The organism is Paraburkholderia yinzeri, from assembly GCF_046581065.1.
GTDB lineage: Bacteria > Pseudomonadota > Gammaproteobacteria > Burkholderiales > Burkholderiaceae > Paraburkholderia.
Genome location: NZ_JBFOCJ010000001.1, coordinates 2,011,775 through 2,031,357 on the forward strand (window position 1 = coordinate 2,011,775; position 19,583 = coordinate 2,031,357).

Annotated in this window: 18 protein-coding genes; 9 read left to right on the top strand and 9 right to left on the bottom strand. The window is 65.9% G+C overall.

Going from position 1 to position 19,583, the window contains the following annotated elements; genetic code table 11:
• Window positions 1-11 precede the first annotated feature (11 nt).
• The gene (locus WJ542_RS09655) at window positions 12-1,091 is read left to right on the top strand and encodes a LysR family transcriptional regulator (protein WP_411189083.1); all 1,080 of its coding nucleotides are present in this window, start codon (window positions 12-14) and stop codon (window positions 1,089-1,091) included.
• A 393-nt stretch (window positions 1,092-1,484) separates the two neighbouring features.
• Here WJ542_RS09655 and WJ542_RS09660 read toward each other — a convergent pair whose 3' ends face one another.
• The 8 genes from WJ542_RS09660 to WJ542_RS09695 all read right to left on the bottom strand — a co-directional run bounded on the left by WJ542_RS09660 (window position 1,485) and on the right by WJ542_RS09695 (window position 8,449).
• Entirely contained in the window at window positions 1,485-1,904 is a 420-nt protein-coding gene (locus tag WJ542_RS09660) for an ExbD/TolR family protein (protein ID WP_411189084.1), read from the bottom strand.
• A gap of 14 nt (window positions 1,905-1,918) precedes the next feature.
• Window positions 1,919-2,638: a MotA/TolQ/ExbB proton channel family protein gene (locus tag WJ542_RS09665; RefSeq protein ID WP_411189085.1), complete on the bottom strand. Its 720-nt coding sequence runs from the start codon at window positions 2,636-2,638 to the stop codon at window positions 1,919-1,921.
• A gap of 50 nt (window positions 2,639-2,688) precedes the next feature.
• A complete protein-coding gene (locus tag WJ542_RS09670) occupies window positions 2,689-3,423 on the bottom strand; it encodes an energy transducer TonB (protein WP_411189086.1) in 735 nt (244 codons plus the stop codon).
• A 235-nt stretch (window positions 3,424-3,658) separates the two neighbouring features.
• On the bottom strand, window positions 3,659-3,910 hold the full coding sequence (locus WJ542_RS09675; RefSeq protein WP_411189087.1) for a (2Fe-2S)-binding protein: 252 nt from the start codon (window positions 3,908-3,910) through the stop codon (window positions 3,659-3,661).
• 238 nt (window positions 3,911-4,148) lie between these two features.
• Window positions 4,149-5,048 carry a glutamate racemase gene (gene murI / locus WJ542_RS09680; protein WP_411189088.1) on the bottom strand — a complete coding sequence of 300 codons (900 nt, stop codon included), beginning with the start codon at window positions 5,046-5,048 and terminating at the stop codon, window positions 4,149-4,151.
• 40 nt (window positions 5,049-5,088) lie between these two features.
• The gene (gene bfr, locus WJ542_RS09685; protein ID WP_411189089.1) at window positions 5,089-5,568 is read right to left on the bottom strand and encodes a bacterioferritin; all 480 of its coding nucleotides are present in this window, start codon (window positions 5,566-5,568) and stop codon (window positions 5,089-5,091) included.
• Window positions 5,569-5,782: 214 nt separating this feature from the next.
• Window positions 5,783-7,306: a fumarate hydratase gene (locus WJ542_RS09690; protein WP_411189090.1), complete on the bottom strand. Its 1,524-nt coding sequence runs from the start codon at window positions 7,304-7,306 to the stop codon at window positions 5,783-5,785.
• A 255-nt stretch (window positions 7,307-7,561) separates the two neighbouring features.
• The gene (locus tag WJ542_RS09695) at window positions 7,562-8,449 is read right to left on the bottom strand and encodes a DMT family transporter (RefSeq protein WP_411189091.1); all 888 of its coding nucleotides are present in this window, start codon (window positions 8,447-8,449) and stop codon (window positions 7,562-7,564) included.
• A 405-nt stretch (window positions 8,450-8,854) separates the two neighbouring features.
• Here WJ542_RS09695 and acs point away from each other — a divergent pair, with 405 nt between their 5' ends.
• The 5 genes from acs to WJ542_RS09720 all read left to right on the top strand — a co-directional run bounded on the left by acs (window position 8,855) and on the right by WJ542_RS09720 (window position 15,085).
• Window positions 8,855-10,837: an acetate--CoA ligase gene (acs, locus tag WJ542_RS09700; protein ID WP_411189092.1), complete on the top strand. Its 1,983-nt coding sequence runs from the start codon at window positions 8,855-8,857 to the stop codon at window positions 10,835-10,837.
• Between the two features lie 92 nt (window positions 10,838-10,929).
• On the top strand, window positions 10,930-11,295 hold the full coding sequence (locus WJ542_RS09705) for a DUF4212 domain-containing protein (RefSeq protein ID WP_411189093.1): 366 nt from the start codon (window positions 10,930-10,932) through the stop codon (window positions 11,293-11,295).
• Window positions 11,292-13,310 (top strand): sodium:solute symporter family protein, encoded by a 2,019-nt coding sequence (locus tag WJ542_RS09710; RefSeq protein WP_411189094.1) that lies wholly within the window; start codon window positions 11,292-11,294, stop codon window positions 13,308-13,310. The genes WJ542_RS09705 and WJ542_RS09710 overlap by 4 nt, the downstream gene beginning before the upstream one ends.
• Before the next feature lie 141 nt (window positions 13,311-13,451).
• Window positions 13,452-14,285, top strand: a complete 834-nt coding sequence (locus tag WJ542_RS09715) for a MoaF C-terminal domain-containing protein (protein WP_411189095.1) — start codon at window positions 13,452-13,454, stop codon at window positions 14,283-14,285.
• Complete coding sequence (locus WJ542_RS09720; protein ID WP_411189096.1) at window positions 14,282-15,085, top strand: SDR family oxidoreductase; 804 nt, start codon at window positions 14,282-14,284, stop codon at window positions 15,083-15,085. The genes WJ542_RS09715 and WJ542_RS09720 overlap by 4 nt, the downstream gene beginning before the upstream one ends.
• Before the next feature lie 68 nt (window positions 15,086-15,153).
• On the opposite strand, the gene WJ542_RS09725 is transcribed toward WJ542_RS09720, so the two are convergent.
• Window positions 15,154-15,939 carry an SDR family NAD(P)-dependent oxidoreductase gene (locus tag WJ542_RS09725; protein WP_411189097.1) on the bottom strand — a complete coding sequence of 262 codons (786 nt, stop codon included), beginning with the start codon at window positions 15,937-15,939 and terminating at the stop codon, window positions 15,154-15,156.
• Window positions 15,940-16,121: 182 nt separating this feature from the next.
• On the opposite strand from WJ542_RS09725, the gene WJ542_RS09730 reads away from it, so the two are divergent.
• The 3 genes from WJ542_RS09730 to WJ542_RS09740 all read left to right on the top strand — a co-directional run bounded on the left by WJ542_RS09730 (window position 16,122) and on the right by WJ542_RS09740 (window position 19,416).
• Window positions 16,122-16,850: a helix-turn-helix transcriptional regulator gene (locus tag WJ542_RS09730; RefSeq protein WP_411190518.1), complete on the top strand. Its 729-nt coding sequence runs from the start codon at window positions 16,122-16,124 to the stop codon at window positions 16,848-16,850.
• 88 nt (window positions 16,851-16,938) lie between these two features.
• Window positions 16,939-18,270 carry an aspartate aminotransferase family protein gene (locus tag WJ542_RS09735; RefSeq protein WP_411189098.1) on the top strand — a complete coding sequence of 444 codons (1,332 nt, stop codon included), beginning with the start codon at window positions 16,939-16,941 and terminating at the stop codon, window positions 18,268-18,270.
• 207 nt (window positions 18,271-18,477) lie between these two features.
• Window positions 18,478-19,416 (top strand): helix-turn-helix domain-containing protein, encoded by a 939-nt coding sequence (locus WJ542_RS09740; RefSeq protein WP_411189099.1) that lies wholly within the window; start codon window positions 18,478-18,480, stop codon window positions 19,414-19,416.
• The last annotated feature ends 167 nt before the right edge of the window (window positions 19,417-19,583 follow it).

Sequence of the window (19,583 nt, forward strand, 5' to 3'; positions counted from 1 at the left end):
GGAACGACGACATGAAGATCGACTCGCATAACCTGAACGACCTGATGTACTTTTCGCAGGTGGTCGAGCATGGCGGCTTTTCGGCCGCCGAACGCGTGCTCGGCATCTCGAAGTCGCGTCTGTCGCGACGGGTGAGCGAACTGGAGGCATCGCTCGGCGTGCGTCTTCTGCAGCGCTCCACGCGCAAGCTCGCGCTCACCGAAGCGGGCGAGCTTTTCTACCAGCATTGCCGTGCGATGCTCTCCGAAGCGCAGGCGGCCGTGAACGTCGTTCAGTCGCTGCGTTCTTCGCCGCGCGGCACGGTGCGTGTGAGCGTGCCCGTCACGCTCTCGCAGACGATCTTTTCGCAGATCATCCCGGAGTTCATGCACCGCTTTCCGGAAGTGCGCGTGGTGATGCGCGTCACCAACCGCGTGATCGATCTGTTCGAGGATTCCGTGGACATCGCGCTGCGCGTGCGTTCCGAGCCGCCGCAGAACGCGAACATCGTGGTACGGCCGCTGTGGCGGACCGAGCAGATGCTGGTGGGCGCGCCGAGCCTCCTCGCGCAGAACGCGCCGCCGCTCACGCCCGACGACCTCACACGTTTCGAAACACTCGATACGCCGACGGGCGACGGCCGGCATGTATTCCATCTGATCGCTCCGGACGGCAAGCGCCACGCGCACGAACACGAGCCGCGCCTCATCACCGCGGACCTCACGACGATCCGCGAGGCGGTGCTGGCGGGCCTCGGTATCGCGGCGATGCCGGAGATGATGTACGGCGCCGCGCTGCGCTCGGGCAAGCTCTCGCCGGTGATGCCGGGCTGGACGCTGCCGGTGCCGCAGCTCTACGCGGTATTTCTCTCGCGGCAGGGGATGGTGCCCGCGGTGCGCGCGTTCGTGGATTACCTCGTCGAGGTACTCGACGCGGACAAGCACCTGCAGCAGGAGTGCCCGCTACGCAGCGAAATCGAGCCGCTGCTGGAGCAGCATCGCAAGGCGCGGGACGAAGAAAGACGTGAAGCACGAAGCGAGGGAAGAGGCGAGGTACGAAGCGAAGCGGGCATTGCACGCCCCATATCCCGCAGCAAGATCGAAACCGCATGAAGCGTAATGCTCGCCGCCGCGCATTACGCTAATGACTTTTCGCATTTAAGCGTCGCCGGCAATCGTTACTTTCAATGGGCGAAGTCTTGAATGCGAGAGGCGAGAGGAATATATTGAAATCCCTCTCGCCAAGACCGGTCTTGAGCGGGAATTGATGGCCGCTATCATAGCGAGCCTTCAGGGTCGGTAGCGCTGTCCGTGTTGCCCACGGCATGTCGCATGTGTCGACGCGAACTGGCCGACGGTGAGCGTCGATACCGCCCGAATGCGCTGCGTGCGCTCGAAAAAAGGCCTTCATCCGACGATGAAGGCCTTTTACTTTGCACTGCGGAGAATTCGCGGACAGGGCCGGCGCCTGTCGCTAACTGCCCGACGACGCGCTCGACGTTGCGTTCAACGATGTGCGGGATCGGTTACGAAGCCGAGCTTCGTGAGACCGCCGCTCTGCGCCGCCGACATCACCTGCGCCACTTTCTCATAGGCGACCTTGCGGTCCGCGTTCAGATGCAGCTCCGGTTGCGGCTGTGCTTGCGCGGCGGCGGCTATCTTCGTCTGCAGCGTCTTGTCGTCCACGGCCGTGCCGTCCCACAGCACGGTGCCGTCCGCTTCGATCGCAACGTTGATCTGCGCGGGTTTGGTGTCTTCCTTCTGGCTGCTCGCATGCGGCAGGTCGATTTTCACGGCATGACGGATTACCGGAATCGTCACCATGAAAACGATCAGGAGAACCAACATGACGTCGACGAGCGGCGTCATGTTGATTTCGTTCATCAGGCCGTCGTCTTCGTCGCTCATAAAAGGGCTCGTCGCCATGGTGCGCCTCCGCTTCAGTGCGCGCGCGCGGCGACGCGCAGATTGCCCTTCGTCGAGGCAACGCGTGCGCCGGTCACGAAAAACGCATGCAGACCGTGCGCGAAGCGGTTGAGCTTCGTGACGATTGCCTTGTTGGCGCGCGTGAGCGCGTTGTAGGCGAGCACGGCCGGGATCGCGACGAAGAGGCCGAAGGCGGTCATGATGAGCGCTTCGCCCACCGGACCCGCGACGGCATCGATGGAGGTCTGGCCCGTCGCGCCGATCGTGAGCAGTGCGTGATAAATGCCCCATACGGTGCCGAACAGGCCGACGAAGGGCGCCGTGCTGCCGATCGAAGCGAGGATCGCGAGGCCGCTTTGCATCCTGGCGATCGCCTCGTCCATCGTGTCCTTCAGGCAGCGCGTGATCCAGTCGGAGACGTCCATGCGGTCGTGCAGGTGCGGTTGCGTCTGGTGATGATGGTCGGCGGCCTCCTGGCCCGAGAGCGCGAGCGCGAGGAACGGGTTGTCGTCGCGGGTGCCGCTGCCTAGCTTCCTGACGCCGTCGTCGAAGTCGCCGGAATGCCAGAACGATTGCTCGGCGTTCTTCGTGAGGCGCTTCAGACGCATGACGTTCCAGCCCTTCACGAGAATCACGCACCAGGACAGCACCGACATGACCAGCAACGCGAGCGCGATGCCGCGCGTCACGAAATCCCCTTGCGCCCAGACATGGGCGATACCGTAGTTCTGCATTCTCAAGTCCTCGTTATTCAATTCATGAAAGTGATGCGGCGTCGGCGGCTTCAGTCGCTCAGGCTGAAGTCGAAAGGCTGCGTGTAAGCCGCGCGTACCGGCTGGCCGCCTTCCAGATAAGGCTTGCACGAGCTTTCGTGCATGGCGGCGAGCGCGGCGTCGTCGAGGCGGCTGTAGCCGCTGCTCTTCTTCAGTTCGATGCTCTCGACCTGGCCGTTCAGTCCCACCACGAAGCGCACGTAAGCCACGCCGGTTTCGCCGCGGCGTCTCGACAATGCCGGATAGTCGGGCTGCACGATGCGGCAGTCGAGGTGCGAAACGTTCTTCGGCGCGTTGAGCGCCATGGTCGGCTTGCCTGGCTCGGGCGCGGCTGCCGCAGCGGGCGCGGGAGCCGGCGCGGCGGGGGCGGGCGGTGTCGGGGCCGCGGGCGTTTCGACGGCGTGCTGCGACGGCGCATCGGCGACCGGCAGCGGCGTGGGCACTGGCTTGGGCCGCGGCTGAACCACCGGTTTTGCGCGCGTCACGTGCGGCACCGGTTTCGGCGGCGGTGGCGTGGGCGTGGACTGGATCGCGGCGGGGGCGGCCACGGGTTCGGGCTGGATCAGCTCGGCCGTGATCGTGTGCGATTCGAGCGCGAGAGGGGCGGCGGCGTCGCGTTGGGTCAGTACGAACGCAATGAGCGTCGCGTGCAGCGCCACCACGATCGCGGTAGCGGTAATGATACGGCGGTTCATGCGGACGGCGGAGCCCGGCAACGTGCCGGCGGTGGTGGAGAGAGCCTGCATGTTAGCGGGTTTGCCGGAGGAAAGACGGCACCCCGGCAGGCCGATGCGCCGTGTCGGACAGCTTCATTTGCGGAATATCAACAGCGAGATGCACAGGGTAGTCACGAATCCGATCAGCAATTCCATCCCGACCTCCTGAAGAGGGGAACGCGAACTAGCTGGCTGGTCGTGAAACTGGCTTGCTGTCGGCAGGAAGGTGGCGCGAAGCCGGGGAGCCCGGCGCGCGCCGCGGTAGTCAAGCGGCCTTGCGCTCGTAGAACGTGAGGGGTTGCACGGCAGGCACCGCCACCGGATGCGCGTGAGCCACGCCGCAGCGGGTCGCGCAGACGCCGCTTTGGGCCATCACGTCACGAACCGATTCTTCGCACTTGCCGCAGCAGGTCGCCACGCCGAGTTCGAACTGGAGCTCGTCGAAAGAGTCCATGCCTTCAGCGATCGAGGCACGGATCGTCCGGTCGGAAACGGACTTGCAGACGCAGACAATCATGATGAAGCGCGATAGAAAGGGTTAATGCGAATTATTATCATTTTGTTTGATGCGTTTGGCAAGCGCCTTCGCGGAATTTTTGTAACAAAACCGGGCTCTTAGCAGGGATTTTGCTGTTCGCGCGGGTGGGTGGCGAAGCGGCGAATCGGGGGCGGAAGGGAGAGCGCCGTGGGCCGGACGGGCAGGGCTCAGGGCGTTAAAGGGGCCAGAAATGGCCCAAGGAAGGAGGCGCCGCGCCTCAGGCCGCCGAAGCTTCCAGCGCGAGCGTGCGTCGCGACGGAATCTGCACGGTCTCGACCTTGGCGTCGATGCCGAGCAGCGCGGCCGCGAGCGTGCGCAAATGCGCGCCGTCGCTCGTCGAACAGAAGCGCACCGGGGCTGCGTCGGCCGGGCTTGCCGCGCCGGCGGCCGCCGGCGCCAGCAGGCCGTGCTGGTCGAGCATCCGCTCGAGCTGCCGCGCGATAGCCACGCTGGTATCGATCAGCGTCATACGCTCGCCGACGATCGAACGAATCGCCGTATCGAGAAACGGATAGTGCGTGCAGCCGAGCACGAGCGTATCGGCGCTGGCGTCGAGCATAGGCTGCAGATAGCCGCGCAGCAGCGCGAGCAGCTCGGGCGAGCCGACGTCGCAGCGCTCGACGGCTTCCACGAGTCCGTGGCCGGGTTGGCTGAGCACGCGCAGGTCGCCGGCGTGGCGTTCCACGAGCGCCTGAAAACGCGCGCTGCGCAGCGTGACCTGGGTGGCGAGGACGCCCGCCACGCGCGAGCGAGACTGCAGCGCGGCCGGCTTCACGCCCGGCTCCACGCCCACGAGCGGAATCGGCAACTGCCCGCGCACGAGCTCGATCGATTGAGCGGTGGCTGTGTTGCAGGCCACCACCAGCGCTTTCGCCCCCTGCTTGATGAGCCATTCGCCGATGGCGAGCGTGCGGTCGGCGATGAAGTCGTCGTCGCGCTCGCCATAGGGCGCATAGCGCGAATCGGCGACATAGACGATCCGTTCGGCGGGCAGCAGGGCGCGCACCGCGCGCAGCACGGAAAGGCCGCCAAGGCCGGAATCGTAGATGCCGACGGGCGCGGTGCCGGCGAGGGGCGAGTGGTTCAAGGGTTTCGGGGCAGGTTGGAAAAAGCGCATTTCCCTCCCGGGAAAATGCGCCGTGTCGCGAGGACGGTGATCAGGATTCTACCGAACCCATGGCCGACTGCTGGTAGTTCTGAATGCCGACCTTGCCGATGAGATCGATCTGCGTTTCGAGCCAGTCGATGTGTTCCTCGGTGTCGTCGAGAATCTTCACGAAGATTTCGCGCGAAACGAAATCGCGCACGGACTCGCAGTACGCAATGGCTTCCTTGCAGGTGGACTGGGAAATCTGCTCGAGCTTCAGATCGCATGCCAGGATTTCCCCGGTTTCCTCGCCAATCAGGAGCTTGTGCAGGTCTTGCAGATTCGGTAGGCCGTCGAGCATGAAGATGCGTTCGATGAGCCAGTCGGCATGTTTCATTTCCCCGATCGATTCGTCGTATTCGTGCTTGCCGAGCTTTTCGAGGCCCCAGTGCTTGTACATGCGCGCGTGGAGAAAATATTGATTGATCGCGGTGAGCTCGTTCTTGAGCTGGGCGTTCAGATATTCGATGACCTTTTTGTCGCCTTGCATGATTTATTCCTTACCTGGTAGGGCGGAGGTGGGTTCTGGTTCTGAACAATAAACGCTGTGCCTGCAAATGCCAAGACCAAACCGGCATTCCGATCGGACATTCGCGTTGTGCTGAGAATTAATCTCAATCCTTTTCGCGTTAATCAAAAAGGCAAATGAAAAACCGGGGCGCGGAGCCCCGGTTTTGCATATCGGCGTGAGCCGATTAACGAGCTCAGGCCGTCGCGACCGGAATCTTGCCGATCTTCGCCTGCCATTCGGCGGGGCCGGTCTTGTGGACCGACGTGCCCGACGAATCGACCGCAACCGTCACCGGCATGTCCTGCACGTCGAACTCGTAGATGGCTTCCATGCCGAGGTCTTCGAACGCGAGGACCTTCGAGCCGCGGATCGCCTTCGAAACGAGGTAAGCCGCGCCGCCCACGGCCATCAGGTAAGCGGCCTTGTGCTTCTTGATCGCCTCGATCGCGACCGGGCCGCGCTCGGCCTTGCCCACCATCGAGATGAGGCCCGTTTGCGCGAGCATCATTTCCGTGAACTTGTCCATGCGCGTGGCCGTGGTGGGACCTGCCGGGCCGACCACCTCGTCGCGTACCGGATCGACCGGGCCGACGTAGTAGATCACGCGGTTCGTGAAGTCCACCGGCAGCTTCTCGCCCTTGGCGATCATGTCGGCGATGCGCTTGTGCGCGGCGTCGCGGCCCGTGAGCATCTTGCCCGAGAGCAGCAGCGTCTGGCCCGGCTTCCACGAAGCGACTTCTTCCGGCGTGAGCGTGTTGAGGTCCACGCGCTTGCTGGTTTCCGTGTTCGGTTCCCAGTTGACCTTCGGCCAGGCGTCGAGCGACGGCGCTTCAAGCTTTGCCGGGCCCGAGCCGTCCAGCACGAAATGCGCGTGGCGCGTGGCGGCGCAGTTCGGGATCATCGCGACGGGCTTCGAAGCCGCGTGCGTGGCCGTGGCCATGATCTTCACGTCGAGCACGGTGGCGAGACCGCCCAGACCTTGCGCGCCGATACCGAGCGCATTGACCTTCTCGTGCAGTTCCACGCGCAGTTCTTCGATCCAGTCCTTCGGACCGCGTTTGATGATGTCCTGAATGTCGATGGATTCCATCAACGATTCCTTCGCCATCAGCATTGCCTTCTCGGCGGTGCCGCCAATGCCGATGCCGAGCATGCCGGGCGGGCACCAGCCCGCGCCCATTGTCGGCACGGTCTTGAGCACCCAGTCGACGATCGAGTCGGACGGGTTCAGCATCACGAACTTCGACTTGTTCTCCGAGCCGCCGCCCTTGGCCGCAACCTGCACGTCCACCTTGTCGCCCGGCACGATCTCGTAGTGGATCACGGCCGGCGTGTTGTCCTTCGTGTTCTTGCGGCCGCCTTCGGGCGGGCTCACGATCGAGGCGCGCAGCACGTTGTCCGGGTTCAGGTAACCGCGGCGCACGCCTTCGTTGATCATGTCGGTCACGCCCATCGTGGCGCCGTCCCAACGCACGTCCATGCCGACCTTCACGAAGATCGTGACGATGCCGGTGTCCTGGCAGATCGGGCGGCGGCCTTCGGCGCACATGCGGCTGTTCGTGAGGATCTGCGCGATCGCGTCTTTCGCGGCCGGACTCTCTTCGAGTTCGTACGCGCGGCCGAGCGCCTCGATGTAATCCTGCGGATGGTAGTAGCTGATGTACTGCAGCGAATCCGCGATGCTCTGGATCAGGTCTTCCTGTTTGATGACGGTCATGGCTAGCTTCAGTGGGGACGGGGGGTATTGAATCTTGTCGCAGGCGCCGCGCTATTCGGGGGCAACGGCATCGGCCGGCGCCGGATGGCGCGCGGCAAGTTCCTGGTCGTGCTCAGGATGCGGGGGCGCCGCCGGCGGATGCGCGCCGCATGGGCCGGGCGCGCGCTATTGTACAGCGTCGGCGCGCGGGCCCGCCGCGAGCCCGGCAGCTACCCGGAACACCCGGAGCAGACCCGGAGCGAGGGCGTCGGGGCGTCAGGACGCGACGGGCGGCAGCCGCTTCGTCTTGACGCTCGCGAGTGCGACACCGGTGATCACGCAGGCCAGCGCGACGCCGTGCGCGGGCGTGGGCCGTTCGTCGAGGAACACCATGCCGTAAATCGCGGCGGCGACGGGCAGGACGGCCGTGAAGACGCCTGCGATGCTGCCCGGTACGTGGCGGATCCCCTTCATCCAGAGCCAGAACGAGAAGATGCTGGCGGAGAGCCCGTACCAGAGCGCGAGGCCCCAGATGCCGGCGGGTACGGCCGGATAATCGAACGACAGTGCGTAAGGCAGCCCGACTGGCAGCATCAGCAGAAAGCCGAACAGGTGCGTGTACGCGCAGATGTCGATGGGTTCGAGCGTTTGCGTGAGGCGGCGCGAGAGGATCACGTAGAGCGATTCGCAGCAGACTGCGCCCAGCACCATCAGATTGCCGGCGAGCGATTGCGGCGAGCCGCCGTCGGCATGGGCGAGATTGATGACCGCAATGCCCGCGATGGCGAGCGCGATCGACGCCAGCGCGCGTGCGTCGGGCCGCTCGCGCAGGAAGCACCACGAGAAGAGGGCGACCACGGCCGGAATGGTGCTCGTGATGACGCCCGCCGCGACGGCGCTCGTGCGATGGACGCCGCCGAGCATGAGCAGTGTAAACCCGAATGTGCCGAACAGCGCCTGCAGGAACAGATTGATCCATTCGCCGCGTTTCACGCGTTGCATTTTCGCGGCGCGCAACAATGGCGCGAGCACCGCAAGGGCGATCACGAAGCGCAGCAGCGCAAAGAGCGGAACGGGGATGAAGGCGACGATCGATTTGCCGATGCCGACGTTGCTGCCCACGAGGAGCATCGCGGCGACGAGGAAAAGAGAATAGCGGTTCAAGCTGGAATCCGGGCACACAGTTCAGTTAGCATTCTAAATGCCCGCTTACTACGGCGTCACACACTTGTCTGGCATTTGCGTTGCGCGGCTGCGATGCTGCGTGCGTAAGTGGCCGGTAAGTTGCTACGCTTAACCTAGGCGAAATGGACGGGGCGGCCATGCCGGCTGTCCATGTATGCTGCATTGCCGCATCGCCACTCGTGCAAATCGGCGCGGGTCGGAGTGGGGCGACGCGGATCGCCACGGTTCGCGGCGCGTGCAGCGGGAACAAGAGCGCCTTCGCCATGCCGGCCCCACGCGGGACCGTGCCGGGGCGAGGGGCACAGGGAGACGGCGCGTGGTCCGCGACTGAAGCGCGGCACGCGTCCACGGCTTTTACGTTTCATCTTCACCAAGGGGTTGTCGATGTCTGCGATTGAATCGGTTCTTCACGAGCGCCGCGTTTTCGCGCCTTCCGAGCAAGCGGTGGCCAATGCCACGGTGTCCGGCATGGATGCCTGGAAGGCGCTCGTCGCCGAAGCCGAACGCGATTACGAGGGCTTCTGGGCGCGCCTCGCGCGCGAGACCCTGACGTGGCAGAAGCCGTTCACCAAGGTGCTCGACGAGTCGAAGGCGCCCTTCTACACGTGGTTCGAGGACGGCGAACTCAACGCCTCGTACAACAGCCTCGACCGTCACGTCGAAGCGGGCAACGGCGAGCGCGTTGCCGTGATCTTCGAAGCCGACGACGGCACCGTCACGAATGTCACCTATAAAGACCTGCTCGCGCGCGTCTCGCGCTTCGCGAACGCGCTCAAGAAGCGCGGCGTGAAGAAGGGCGACCGCGTGGTCATCTACATGCCGATGTCGGTCGAAGGCATCGTCGCGATGCAGGCCTGCGCGCGCATCGGCGCGACGCATTCGGTGGTGTTCGGCGGGTTCTCCTCGAAGTCGCTCAACGAGCGCATGGTGGACGTGGGCGCCGTGGCGCTCATCACGGCCGACGAGCAGATGCGCGGCGGCAAGGCGCTGCCGCTCAAGAACATCGCCGACGAAGCGATCGCGATGGGCGGCTGCGAGGCCGTGCAAAGCGTGATCGTCTACCGGCGCACGGGCGGCAAGGTTGCGTGGCACGAGGGCCGCGACTGCTGGATGCACGAGCTTTCGGCCGCCGAGAGCGACACCTGCGCGCCGGTGCCGGTGGGCGCCGAGCATCCGCTCTTCATCCTCTACACCTCGGGCTCGACGGGCAAGCCCAAGGGCGTGCAGCACAGCACGGGCGGCTATCTGCTGTGGGCCGCCCAGACCATGAAGTGGACCTTCGACTGGAAGCCCACGGACGTGTTCTGGTGCACGGCCGATATCGGCTGGATTACGGGCCACAGCTACATCGCCTACGGGCCGCTCTCGATCGGCGCGACCCAGGTGGTGTTCGAAGGCGTGCCCACGTATCCGAACGCAGGCCGCTTCTGGGACATGATCGGGAAGCACAAGGTCACGGTGTTCTACACGGCGCCCACGGCGATCCGTTCGCTGATCAAGGTCTCGGAAGCCGATGCGAAGGTGCATCCGAAGAGCTATGACCTCTCGTCGCTGCGCATTCTCGGCACGGTGGGCGAGCCGATTAATCCCGAAGCCTGGGTCTGGTACTACGAAAACGTGGGCGGCGCGCGCTGCCCGATCGTCGACACCTGGTGGCAGACCGAAACGGGCGGCCACATGATCACGCCGCTGCCGGGCGCGACGCCGCTCGTGCCGGGCTCGTGCACGCTGCCGCTGCCGGGCATCATGGCCGCGATCGTCGACGAAACGGGCCAGGACGTGCCGAACGGGCAGGGCGGCATTCTCGTGGTGAAGCGTCCGTGGCCTTCGATGATCCGCAACGTGTGGGGTCAGCCCGAGCGCTACAAGTCGGGCTACTTCCCCGAGGAACTGGGCGGCAAGCTCTACCTCGCGGGCGACGGCAGCGTGCGCGACAAGGATACGGGCTACTTCACGATCATGGGCCGCATCGACGACGTGCTGAACGTCTCGGGCCACCGCCTCGGCACGATGGAGATCGAGTCGGCGCTCGTGGCCAATCCGCTCGTGGCGGAAGCGGCCGTGGTGGGCCGCCCCGACGACACGACGGGCGAAGCCGTGGTGGCGTTCGTGGTCCTCAAGAGCGCGCGCCCGCAGGGCGAAGCGGCGGTCAAGCTCGCCAACGAGTTGCGCGCCTGGGTGGGCAAGGAGATCGGGCCGATCGCCAAGCCGCGCGACATCCGTTTCGGCGAGAACCTGCCGAAGACGCGCTCGGGCAAGATCATGCGCCGTCTGTTGCGCTCGCTCGCGAAGGGCGAGGCCATCACGCAGGATGTCTCGACGCTCGAGAATCCCTCGATTCTCGACCAGCTCGGCGAATCGCTGTGAGCCCGGGGCCGGCGCCAGCGCCGGCCTCGCGCAAATGGGGTTCCCAGGTTTTTCCCGATTTCCGGCCATGCGCGTTTTTGCTACATAGGCGCATGGCCGCGCCACACTCCGCACCCCAGAACAACGTCAATCCCCTGCCTGAGCCGCCGCCGGTCAGCGAGGCGATGGCGCTCGCGCATCGGCGCTACTGGCGCTTCAACCTCACGCTGATCGCGGCGCTCATGACGATCGGCTTCGCGGTCTCGTTCGTCGTCCCGATCTTTGCCCGCGCACTCGCCGGCGTGAGCTTCGCGGGTTTCTCGTTGCCGTTCTATTTCGGCGCGCAAGGCGCGATTCTGGTCTATGTGCTGCTCGTCGCCCTCTATATCGTGCTGATGCAGCGCGCCGACCGCGCGCTGCAGGCCGCGCTCGAAGCCGATCTCGCGATTCGCGAGGCCAGCAAGGCGCCGCCGCGATGAAGCTCGCGCACCGGCTGATCCGCTCGTACTCGCTCTACACGCTCGGCTTTCTCGCCTTCGTGTTCGTGATGTGGCGCATCGAGCTCTCCACCGGCCCCGGCATGTGGATCGGCTATGTTTTCCTGTTCGTGCCGATCGCCGTCTATGCCGTCATCGGGCTGCTCTCGCGCACCTCCGACCTTGTCGAATACTACGTGGCGGGGCGCCGCGTGCCGTCGTTCTTCAACGGCATGGCCACGGCCGCCGACTGGCTTTCGGCGGCCTCGTTCATCGGTCTGGCCGGTTCGCTCTACGCCACCGGCTACGACGGCCTGGCTTACATGATGGGCTGGACCGGCGGCTACTGCCTCGTGGCATTCCTGCTGGCGCCTTACGTGCGCAAGCTCGCGCGTTACACCATCGCCGACTTCCTCGGCACGCGCTTTTCGAGCAATCTCGTGCGCGCGCTTGCCGTGCTCGCGACCATCATCTGCTCGTTCGTCTATCTCGTCGCGCAGATCCAGGGTGTGGGGCTGATCGCGACGCGCTTCATCGGCGTGGACTTCGCCATCGGCATCTTCTGCGGACTCGCGGGGATACTCGTGTGCTCGTTTCTCGGCGGCATGCGCGCGGTGACGTGGACGCAGGTTGCGCAGTACATCATCCTGATCGCCGCGATCCTGATTCCCGTTTCGCTGATCGCGCATCGTGACGGATTGAGCTGGCTGCCGCAGGTCGACTACGGCCGCCTGATGGAGCGCATGGAAACCCTGGAGGGCAAGGTGCGCGACGCGAACGCCGAGCAGAGCGTGCGCGACGCGTACCGGCAGCGCGCGGCACTGTGGCAGACGCGGCTCGACACGCTGCCGCAGTCCTGGGTGGAAGAGAAGACCCATCTCGCGGACTCGCTCGCCGACCTGCGCCGCCACAACGGGCCGCTGCGCCAGATCGATACGCTCGAGCGCGACCTGGCGGTATTCCCGCGCGACGCGGAAACGGCGCGCATGGTCTGGACGCAGCAGCGCGACGACCTGCTCGCGCGGGCGGCCACGCCCGTGCCGATGAACGAGCCATTCCCGGCCGATAACGAGGCGACGCGGCGTCTGCACGAACGCAACTTCCTTTCGCTCCTGCTCTGTCTTTCGCTGGGCACGGCGAGTCTTCCGCATATTCTCACGCGCTACAACACGACGACGACGGTGGCTTCCGCGCGGCGCTCGGTGGGCTGGACGCTGTTCTTCGTCGCGATCTTCTATCTGACCGTGCCGGTATTGGCCGTGCTGATCAAGTACGAGATCCTCTCGCATCTGGTGGGACAGCGCTTCGACGACCTGCCGCGCTGGGTGATGCAGTGGCGGCGCATCGAGCCGTATCTCATCGGCATTGCCGACGTGAACGGCGACGGCATCGTGCGCTGGGGCGACATCCAGATGCAGCCCGATATGGTCGTGCTGGCCGCGCCCGAGATCGCGGGACTGCCGTATGTGATGTCGGGGCTCGTTGCCTCGGGGGCGCTGGCGGCCGCGCTTTCGACCGCCGACGGACTGCTGCTCACGATCTCGAACGTCCTCTCGCACGACGTCTACTATCACATGGTCGATCCCGAGGCTTCGAGCCAGCGGCGCGTGACGATGTCGAAGATCCTGCTGCTCGGCGTGGCGCTTTTTGCCTCGTGGGTGGCGTCGCTCAATACGGGGAACATCCTGTTTCTCGTGGGGGCGGCGTTCTCGCTGGCGGCGTCGAGCCTCTTTCCGGTGCTCGTGCTCGGCGTGTTCTGGAAGCGCACCACGCGGCTTGGCGCCGTTGCGGGAATGACCGCGGGGCTGGCGGTGTGCATCTACTACATCGTCGCGACCTATCCGTTCTTCACGCAACTGACCGGCTTCGAGGGCGGCCGGTGGTTCGGCATCGATCCCATCAGTTCGGGCGTGTTCGGCGTGCCGGCCGGCTTTCTCGTGGCGATCGGCGTGAGTCTGCTGGACCGGCGGCCGGACGCTTATACGGTTGCGCTCGTGGACTATATCCGGCACCCCTGAGCGGCGGTGCGCGCTACGTTGTCATCCTTCTGGTCGATGCCGCCGGATTGCGGCACTTCGTAAAGTGGTCGTCATGCCGCATTGGCACGCGCGGCGCGTGCCGCATGCGCTGCCGTTCAACGACCTGCCGGAGTGTCCTCCATGTCATCGCAACCCGTTTTCATCCCGGTCGGCGCGCTCGCCGACGGTTTCGCTCCCGAGAGCAACATCCTCGCCCCGGTCGACGACCTGTACGGTCGCACGTTCGAACTGGCGTTCAGTGACGGCACGCGCAGCACGCTCGCCTTTGCCGCGGACGGCACGGTTCGCGCCGCCGTTGCCACCGCTGTTGCTACCTCCGTTGCCACCTTCGCGTGCCGCGTGACGTCGGTACGCGATGGCATGTATTTCATCGACTACGTTGGCGGCGGCGACGGTACGCGGCCTTCGACGACCAGCATCGTGATCGACGTCCGGCAGGGCCTCTGCACTTCGGTGACGGGCAGCCTGCCGACCGAAAGCGAGGCGCGCCTCGACGCCTTTACGCGCGTGGAGCGCGGCCTGCCGCTGACGGGCGTGGCCGTGCAGATCCGCCACGGCCGGATCGTGCAGGAAGGCGCCGACGCATCCGCCCCGCTGCATGCTCCGACGACCGAACTGATCGGAATGCGCAACCTGTACACATATAGCCCGACCGAACGCTACGAGCACATCTACCTGAACGAGAACTTCTATACGTGGCAGTGCCTGGCGGGCGTCGAGGCCGGGCTTGCCGACGTCGACCACTGCTACATGATCGGGATTGCCAGGAAACTCACGTTGTTTGTCTGGTGCGAGAAGATCGTCCCGACACTCGGCGTCGTGATGATCGATCTGGAGCGAATGAAGACCGACGGCAAGATCTTCGGCTATCAGGGCAGCAATTTCGGCGCGCTGTCGAATTTCCCGGTTGGCGCCTTCGCGCAGATCCTGAACGTGACGCGGTATCCGGAATGAGCCGCGCCGCGCAACGCGAGCCGCTCGCGCGCGACTTCGCGGGCAGGACGGTGCTGATCACCGGGGGCGCGCAGGGGATAGGGCGAGGGATTGCCGAAGCCTTCGCGGCGCGCGGGGCCGCCGTCGCGATCGCGGATCTCCGGATCGACGTCGCCGAGGAGGCGGCCAGCCGGATCGCGGCCACGGGCGCGATCGCACGCGCGTGGCAGGTCGACGTTGCCGCGCACGAACAGATCGGGGCGCTCGTCTCCGGCGTGGAATCCGCGTTCGGCCGGCTCGACGTCGTGATCCACAACGCGGCGTATTTTCCGCTGACCCGCTTCGAGGCGATTACCCCGGAGATTCTCGGCCGCACGCTCGACGTGAATCTCGCCGCGCTGTTCTGGCTCGCGCAGGCCGCGCTGCCCGCGTTCCGCAGGCAGGGTGGCGGGCGGCTGCTGGCGACGTCGTCGGTGACGGGGCCGCGCGTCGCGTATCCGGGGCTCTCGCACTACGCGGCCTCGAAGGCCGGCGTCAACGGCTTCATTCGGGCCGCCGCGCTCGAACTCGCGAAGGAGCGCGTCACGGTCAACGGCGTCGAGCCGGGCATGATCCGCACGCCCGCCATGGACAATCTCGGCGACGCCGCGCACAACGCGCGCATTGCGGCCGGGATCCCGCTGGGGCGCCTGGGCGAACCGGCCGATATCGCGGCGGCGATGTTGTTCCTCGCGTCCGACGCGGCCTCGTACGTGACCGGGCAGACGATCGTCGTCGACGGTGGCGCGACATTGCCGGAGTCGACCGCCGCGCTGGCGTAAGGGCCGGGGTAAGGGCCGCGGTAAGGGCGCTACCGGCGTGCACCGGCCACGCCGCGATCGCTTGTCCGTTACAGGTGTTCGAACGCGAGGGTCGGCACGTCGACGATCGTCGAGCCGCCATCCGCGACGATCGTGGCGCCCGTGACGATCGACGCCGCAGGCGAGGTCAGGAATGCACAGACCGCTGCGATTTCGTCGGCCTCCGCCGGCCGGCGCAGCGGCACGTCTGCGCACACGCGCGCGTAAGCGGCATCGAGCGACTCCTCGTAGCGGCTCATCAGCGGTTCCATTTCCGCATCCGCCATCGGCGTGCGCACCCAGCCCGGGCACACCGCGTTGACGCGCACGCCTTGCGGGCCGTAATCGCGCGCGAGCGAGCGCGTCAGGCCGATCAGCGCGTGCTTCGCGGTCGTGTACCCGCAGACGGCAGGGCCGGCGGCGAGCGAGGCGATGGAGGCGACGAGCACGATCGACCCGCGCCGCGCGATCAGGCCGGGCAGGCACGCGCGCGCGCTGACGAACGCGGTGTCGAGGTTCGCGCGCATCGCGGCGGCCCAGTCCGTATCGCTCATTTCGGTCGCGGTGCCGAGTCCGTGGCCACCGGCGCAGGCGACGAGTGCGTCGATGCCGAGGCCTTCGGCGTCGAGTTGGCCGGCAATGCGCGCCCAGTCGCCGGCGTTCGCGGCGTCGGCGGCGAACGCGAGGCCGCCCGTTTGCGCGGCGATGCGCTCGATCGGCTCGCGCCGGCGGCCGATCAGTACGACACGGTCGCCGTTTGCCGCGTAGCGCTTCGCGCAGGCTTCGCCAATGCCGGTGCCGGCGCCGGTGATGAGGATGGTGCGTGACATGGACATGCGTTTCGTTCCTGGTCGAGGGACATGCGGGCTTCCAGTCTAGGCCGGCCGCCGCCGCGGGCGGAATCGGACAAAAGGATGACAACGCGCCGGGTTTGCCGAACCGGTTGCCGATTCGTGCTACCGGCCGGATTTTCGCGCCGGTAGCATCGGGCGGAATGCATGTTTCCCGTGAGGCCGCCATGTTGCCCTCGTTTTGCGACGCCGCTCGCGGTGCGGTACGCGTGCCCGCCTGCGGTGCCGCCGCGTTGACCCCGGCGCTCGACGCCGGGGTCAGCGCGCTCGCGCAGCTCGTGCGGCCCTCCGCGACGGTGTTCTACCGGATTGGCGAGGATCAGGAACCCTCGGGCTTCGAACTGTTCGGCATGGCGGAGGCGATGCATCGCACCTGGCTCCGGCGCTATTGCCCGCTCGACCCGATGCATCCGTCACGCTTCGCGGCGCAGCCGGCCAACGTGCTGACGCTCGACAGCGAATTGCCGGCGACCGTGCGCGGCGGCTCGATCTACTGGCAGCGCTTTCTGAACGCGTATCAGGTCGTCGACGTAATGGAGGTGCTGCTGCGGGACGGCGCTCGCCCGGCTGCTGCGTTCTCGCTGTTGCGCATGGCGCCCGCGGAGCCGTTCACCGTCGACGACCTCGGCCGCGCGCGCGCCGTGCAGCCGCTGCTCGAGGCCGCGCTGATTCCGGCCGTGCGCGACGAGCGCCTCCTGCACGTGGCGGCCGACGGGCCGCGCCTCACGCACCGCGAGCAGCAGATCGCGCAGCTCGTGCGCGACGGGCACGCGAACAAGGCAATCGCCCGCGCGCTCGATCTGTCGCAGCCCACCGTGAAGACGCACCTGCTGCGGATGTACCGCAAGCTGGGCGTGTCGAGCCGCACCGAGCTGATCGGCATGCTCTTTCTGTAACGACGCGCCGCGACGGCCATTGTTTCGTCATCCTGTGGATCGTGACCTGATCGATCCCGCTTCCCCCGACCTGAAACGGAAGACCTCCATGCGACAAGACACTTCGAACTTCTGGCATCCGATGACCCATCCGGCCGAAATGCAGCAGCGCAAGCCGATCCGTATCGTGCGCGGCGACGGCTGCTACGTGTTCGACGAGGACGGCAACCGGCTCGTGGACGGCGTGGCGGGTCTCTGGAACGTGAACATCGGCCACAATCGCCGCGAGGTGAAGGACGCAATCGTTCGCCAGCTCGACGAGCTCGAATACTTCCAGCTTTTCGACGGCATCTCGCATCCGCGCGCGGAAGAGCTCTCGCGCCTGCTGATCGAACTGCTCGCACCCGAAGGCATGCGGCGCGTGATCTACAGCTCGGGCGGCTCGGACGCCGTCGAATCCGCGCTCAAGCTCGCGCGGCAATACTGGAAGGTCGTAGGGCAGGCGGACCGCACGAAGTTCATCTCGCTGAAGCAGGGCTATCACGGCACGCATTTCGGCGGGGCATCGGTGAACGGCAACACGGTGTTTCGCCGCAACTACGAACCGAACCTGCCCGGGTGCTTTCACGTCGAAACGCCGTGGCTCTACCGCAATCCGTTCACCGACAATCCCGAGAAGCTCGGCCAGATCTGCGCGGAGCTGCTCGAGCGCGAGATCGTGTTCCAGGGGCCGGACACCGTTGCCGCGTTCATCGCCGAGCCGGTGCAGGGCGCGGGCGGGGTGATCGTGCCGCCGGCAAACTACTGGCCGCTGATCCGCGAGGTTTGCGACCGGCACGGCGTACTGCTGATCGCCGACGAGATCGTCACCGGTTTCGGGCGCTCCGGCAGCCTGTTCGGCAGCCGCGGCTGGGGCGTGAAGCCGGACATCATGTGCCTCGCAAAGGGAATCACGTCGGGCTACGTGCCGCTCGGCGCGACGGCCTTCAACGAGCGTATCGAGCAGGCGTTCATGAACAACGCGGACTTCTCCGGCGCGCTGATGCACGGCTACACCTATGCCGGGCATCCGGTCGCGTGCGCGGCCGCGATCGCGAATCTGAAGATCGTTGTCGAGGAAGATCTCGCGGGCCGTGCCGCGCACCAGGGCGAATATCTGCTTGGCGCGTTGCGCCCGTTTGTCGAGCGCTATGCGGCGGTTGGCGACGTGCGCGGCAAGGGCTTGATGGTCGCGCTCGATCTCGTGCAGGACAGGAAAACGCGCGAGCCGATCGATCCGGCCAGCGGCTACGCGAACCGCGTAGCCGAAATCGCCCGCTCACACGGTGCGCTCGTGCGGCCGGTCGGCACGAAGATCATTCTGTCCCCGCCGCTCGTGATCGAGCGCGAACCGCTCGACGCAATCGTTTCGGCGCTTGACGCGGGTTTCGAGGGGGCCTGAAGCGGCGCGCTCGCAGGGCGATCCGGCAGACTCGACACGATAATGTAAGGTGAACGTAGGGTAACGGACGGTACTGGAACGGCGTGCATTGCGCGCCGCTGGCGCTCCCGCTATGCTGATCCGGCGCGGGATGCCCGCCTGGCGGAATCCGGACGATTGGCCTCGGGCGAGTCGCGCGCGTCGCGTTTCGTTTCGCAGGAGAGAAAGATGGAGTTCCGGGTCGTTGCCCTTGCCGATACCCACGATCTGTCGCACGCGGTGGATGGCTGGGAGCAGACCTATCGGCAAATCACGCCTGGCCGGTTCGAATGCACGCTGTTCCAGGCGAGCGGCGCGGATTTCCAGTTCTTCCGCGAAACGACCAACCGCCGGGTCGTGCAGGCGGGCGTGTCGCCGGAAGGGCTGTGGTCGCTGGCGGTCCCGCTGCACGCGCCGATGCAGGGCACGTTTCAGGGTCGGTTCGTTGACGGCTTCGCGATCATGTCGCTGGGCGAGCACGAGGAATTCCGCCTCTATACGCCCGAATCGATGCACTACGTTGGCGTGAGCCTGCCGGGCAGCAAAATGGAGGAACTCGTCGGGCTGACGGTCGGCGAGCATGCCGTGCGTCAGCTTGCCCAGAACGTACTGCCGATTCCCGGCGACGGCGGGGCGGAGCAGCGCACGCGTCTCGCACTCCTGATCGAATCGGCCGAGCAGAGTCTCGCCGGCCTCGTCGATCCGGCGGGCACGAAGCCCTTCCAGGACGAAATCGTGAGTTTGCTGCTGAGCTTGCTGGAGGGCGCGACCGGCGGAACGCGCGACCTCACGCACAGCACCTACAGCGATATCGTCCGGCGCTCCGAGCGTCTCTTGCAGGAGCAGGCCGACCATCCGCTGACTGTGCTCGACCTGTGCGTCCATCTGCGCTGCAGCCGCCGCACGCTGCAGACGAGCTTTCAGCGCGTCGCGAACGTGACGCCCGTCGAATACCTGCGCTCGATCCGCCTGAACGCCGTACGGCGGTTGCTGCGCTCGACGAACCCCGAAGAACTGCTGATAGGCGACGCGGCGGCGCGCTGGGGGTTTACGCATCTGAGTTATTTCGCGCGCGAGTACCGCGACCTGTTCGGCGAATTGCCCTCGCAGACGCAGCGCAAGTTCTGAAACGGCCGGCTTCCTTCCTCCGGAATTCTTTCGTTTTCCTGTCTATTTTCGGCGCAGACCACGCATCCGGCGTCCGGGTTTTCCCGCGACTCGCCACATGTTGCCGATTTGTGCTGCCGGCCCTTCCTTTTGGTTTCCTACAGTGTCCGGACCGGTGTCGCTGCATG